The following is a 3674-nucleotide window of genomic DNA, read 5'->3' as shown; positions in this document are numbered from 1 at the left end:
CTGCCTCCTGCCTCCTGCCTAACGCAGTAATTCCTCTAACTTTTGCTGATTCCATAAGGACTGGTAAAGCCCTTTTTCCTGCACAAGTTCTCCATGAGTTCCTGTCTGGATAATTGCACCGCTATCCATCACAAAAATGCGGTCAGCAGTAGCAGCCGCTGACATTTGATGGGAGATAAAAATCACAGTTTTGCGCTGAGTTCCAGTTGCCAAATTTTTTAAAATGTCCGTAGCAGTTTGATTGTCAACACTAGATAAAGCATCATCCAAAATCAAGACTGGTGCATCAATTAACAACGCTCTAGCTAATGCCATCCGCTGCCTCTGTCCGCCTGATAGCGTAATTCCACGTTCGCCGACTACTGTTTTATATTGTTGGGGAAAATTCAGGATTTCCGAGTGCATTTGTGCTTGTTTTGCCGCCTCTTCAATCTCTGGTTGCTCCGCTAAAGGATTGCCGTAGCGGATATTATTTTTGATGGTGGTACTAAATAGGAAACTTTCTTGAGGGACGTAGGCGATCGCGCCCCGCAAATCTACTAACCGCAGTTGTGTAATATCTTTACCATCTAAAAACAATTGGTCGATTCCAATATCTAACAAACGCGGTAAAGCATTAGCTAAAGTTGACTTCCCAGAGCCAATTTGCCCGACAATAGAAACAGTTTCTCCGGGTTGAATTGTGAAGTTGACATCCTTGAGAGCCGGCGTTTTAGCTTCAGGGTAAGTATAGCTCAAGTTACGTGCACTTAACCAACCTTTTATTGGTTTTGGTAATTCGACGGGAGTAGCAGCATCTTTAATTTTTGGCTCAACTATGAGAATTGACTCAATGCGATCGATACTGACTTCTCCTCGTTGGTAAGCTGTGATTGTAAATCCCAGCAGTGCAGTAGGGAAAACTAAACGTTCCACGAACAAAAGTAGAGCAACAAAATCACCGATACTGATCTCACCACTGGCGATCGCGCCAGCACCTACAGCAAGCACTACCAGCAAACTCAAACTGGCTAAACCGCCGAGTATAGGAAAGAGTAAGTTCCGAGTTTGAGCTAATTCTAAATTCGCATCCAATAACTGCTTAGTAGAATTACGAAAAGCTTGGCGTTCGTTCTGTTCTTGAGCGTAAATCTTAATCAAAGAAATGCCGCTCATGTCCTCCTGAATCAAATCGCTAATGCTGGAAAGTTCCTCTTGTACATTTAACTGCTGGATGCGAAGTTTATCGCTGAATAATTGCACCAAAACTAACATCAAAGGATAAACACTAATAGCTAAGAGAGTTAACCTGACATTAATCCCTAACATCACAGGTAACGTCAAGGCGTAAGCAAATGCTGTATTAGCCAAACTCAAAACCGCAAAACCAACTAAGCGGCGAATATTCTCTACATCAGAAGTAGCGCGGTTAATTAAATCTCCGACTGTATTACCAGCAAAATAAGATGGTTCCAGTCTCAAAAGACGATTGAAAATCTTTTGTTTGAGGTCAAATTCTACCTGACGACCAACCCCAAATAGTAATATCCGCGATACCATCCGAATTGCCCACATGACGGAAGCGAGCACAAAAATTAGCAGCGAATAGTGCAAAATTTGATCGAATTTAACCGCAACTTGGAGCTCGTCAACTCCATTGCGAATCAGCAAGGGAATGTAAACGCCTACAGCATTAACAACCAACAGAGAGAGAACGCCCCAGGATGCGTTTTTCCAGTGGGGGCGCAGGTAAGCAATCAGTTTTTGGAGTCGTCGCGAATCAGCCATTTATCGAGTTTAGAATTTAGAATTGAGATTTTAAATTGGGTGTCAGGTGCGGCGGAGCATAGGGATAAAGCATCGGATACAGAGATAATTTCAATTCCGCAATCTAAATTCCCAAATCACATCTCTTCCTACCCCCTCCTATATTAACCTGGAATGCCTTCAGCCTGTTTATTTTTCTATATAAGGAGAGAAATAATCCGGTCAATCTTTCCTGAAAACGCGCGATCGCCCCGGAATAGAGCAGTTGACTAGCATCTGCCACATAGGGGTATCATTATGTCGAGATTAGAAGACAATCAAATCCGATTTCGGGGCTTTTGCATGAGTGGGCGTTTGAAAGGAAAGGAGATTGAGGGTACGATCAACATAGATTCCGGGCAATTTAGGAGAGGAGAAGGCTCAGGATTTGATTCTGGGCAATTTAGGAGAGGAGAAGGATCTGGATTTGGTTCTCTTGTGATTTTACTACTGTTAGCGTTGGGGATTAATGTTCTGATCGTTAATAAGGGAGAATTTAGCGATTCTCGCTCTTCTGAAGAGGCTTCTCAAGTCTTAGAGGAATCAGATGGTCAGAATTTTTATCTGGATCGAGGCACTTTGGTCGAATCAACTCGCGATCGCGAATAGGAGGCGTTTCTTTAAGTTGGTTAAATTTGAAATAATCTAACCCAACCAGCCCCGCACAAAATAGTATAAATATGCGAAGTCTTCCTGGATAATTCGCGTAGTAATAGATAGTGCTTGGGCGCTCGGAAAAAAGTCTACTACCATTAATCTACGCCTGGGTTTAGCATTTAGCTCAAAGGTGTAGAAATCTGTGGGAGCCGGAGAAACCCTCATGTTTTCCTTAATAAATGTTCGGGTAGCGCGGCCCATTTGAATTGCAGAGGTCACGAGGATGATTCTATCCCCAAGACCTTTATTATTTAATATTATTCTAGTTTGAATCGCACTTTCATGCAAGTTTTTGGACTTGGTTTCTAGGATAATATCTTCTGGTAGTACACCCATTTTTACCAGGAGTCTCTTAACATCAGCAGCTTCAAGAACATGACCCTCTAGATCCGGTCTATAACCTGCGCTGACAATCAGATAGGGGGCTAAACCATGTCGGTATAACCTAGCTGCATAGGCAATGCGATCGCCGGCATCAGTTAGTTGAATTTGAGTGCGGTAGGGGATTTTAGGCTCGGTTGTTCCCTGACCAACTAATACTATTGCTCCTACTTTATTTTGACAGCAGGTTTCAACTTGAACTAGCTGTATAGCTTCTCTTTCTGCTTGCTCAGCTAGCGACAAAGCAACTAATGGGTTGCTAGCAACAATTAACAATAGCAAAGCTGATATAATTCTTTTCGGTGCTGGGTTTCTGACACCTCCACTGACTATGCCTGTTGTTGCGAAAATTAAAAGTAAAACTGCTAATCCTAGAGGTGTCGTCAGTAAAACGAGCAAACCGCTTCGCACCGCCGATGCTAACTGACTATTAGGTGTAAAAATTCCTATTATTGCCAAGGTTACGATCAGGGATACCATTAAGAGCACCACTAATGATTCGTACTTATTTTTATCCTTTTCGTCCGGCAATATTGGAGCCAGTATATTAGAATATATAATATAAATAAATACTAAAAGTATTAAAATTGCTCGAATCATAATATCTTTGGTAATTGGTAATTGGTAATTGGTAATTGGTAATGGCTAATTGCTAATGGCTAATTGCTAATGGCTAATGGCTAATGGTAAGGTGGGCGCTCGCCGCAAAAATCTCATCGCGATTTCCTAATATAGTTTCGGCGAGCGCCCACCTTACCATTAGCCATTAGCCATTAGCAATTAGCCATTAGCAATTAGCCATTACCAATTACCATTTACCAATTACCAATTACCAAAGATATTATGATTCG

At 42.0% G+C, this 3674-nt stretch carries 3 protein-coding genes; 1 reads left to right on the top strand and 2 read right to left on the bottom strand.

The window, feature by feature from the left end:
- Window positions 1–18: 18 nt before the first annotated feature.
- On the bottom strand, window positions 19–1767 hold the full coding sequence (locus PN499_RS29065) for an ABC transporter ATP-binding protein (protein WP_272037084.1): 1749 nt from the start codon (window positions 1765–1767) through the stop codon (window positions 19–21).
- A gap of 276 nt (window positions 1768–2043) precedes the next feature.
- Here PN499_RS29065 and PN499_RS29060 point away from each other — a divergent pair, with 276 nt between their 5' ends.
- Window positions 2044–2394: a hypothetical protein gene (locus PN499_RS29060; RefSeq protein WP_272037083.1), complete on the top strand. Its 351-nt coding sequence runs from the start codon at window positions 2044–2046 to the stop codon at window positions 2392–2394.
- A 36-nt stretch (window positions 2395–2430) separates the two neighbouring features.
- Here PN499_RS29060 and PN499_RS29055 read toward each other — a convergent pair whose 3' ends face one another.
- The gene (locus tag PN499_RS29055) at window positions 2431–3303 is read right to left on the bottom strand and encodes a YdcF family protein (protein ID WP_272037082.1); all 873 of its coding nucleotides are present in this window, start codon (window positions 3301–3303) and stop codon (window positions 2431–2433) included.
- Window positions 3304–3674: the final 371 nt, after the last annotated feature.

The organism is Kamptonema animale CS-326 (assembly GCF_028330895.1).
GTDB lineage: Bacteria > Cyanobacteriota > Cyanobacteriia > Cyanobacteriales > Microcoleaceae > Kamptonema > Kamptonema formosum.
This window is presented reverse-complemented; position numbering and strand designations above follow the sequence as displayed.

Bases quoted from the DNA above. Each gene is read 5' to 3' on its own strand.
- PN499_RS29065 (WP_272037084.1), bottom strand. From the start codon at position 1,767: ATGGCTGATTCGCGACGACTCCAAAAACTGATTGCTTACCTGCGCCCC.
- PN499_RS29060 (WP_272037083.1), top strand. From the start codon at position 2,044: ATGTCGAGATTAGAAGACAATCAAATCCGATTTCGGGGCTTTTGCATG.
- PN499_RS29055 (WP_272037082.1), bottom strand. From the start codon at position 3,303: ATGGTATCCCTGATCGTAACCTTGGCAATAATAGGAATTTTTACACCT.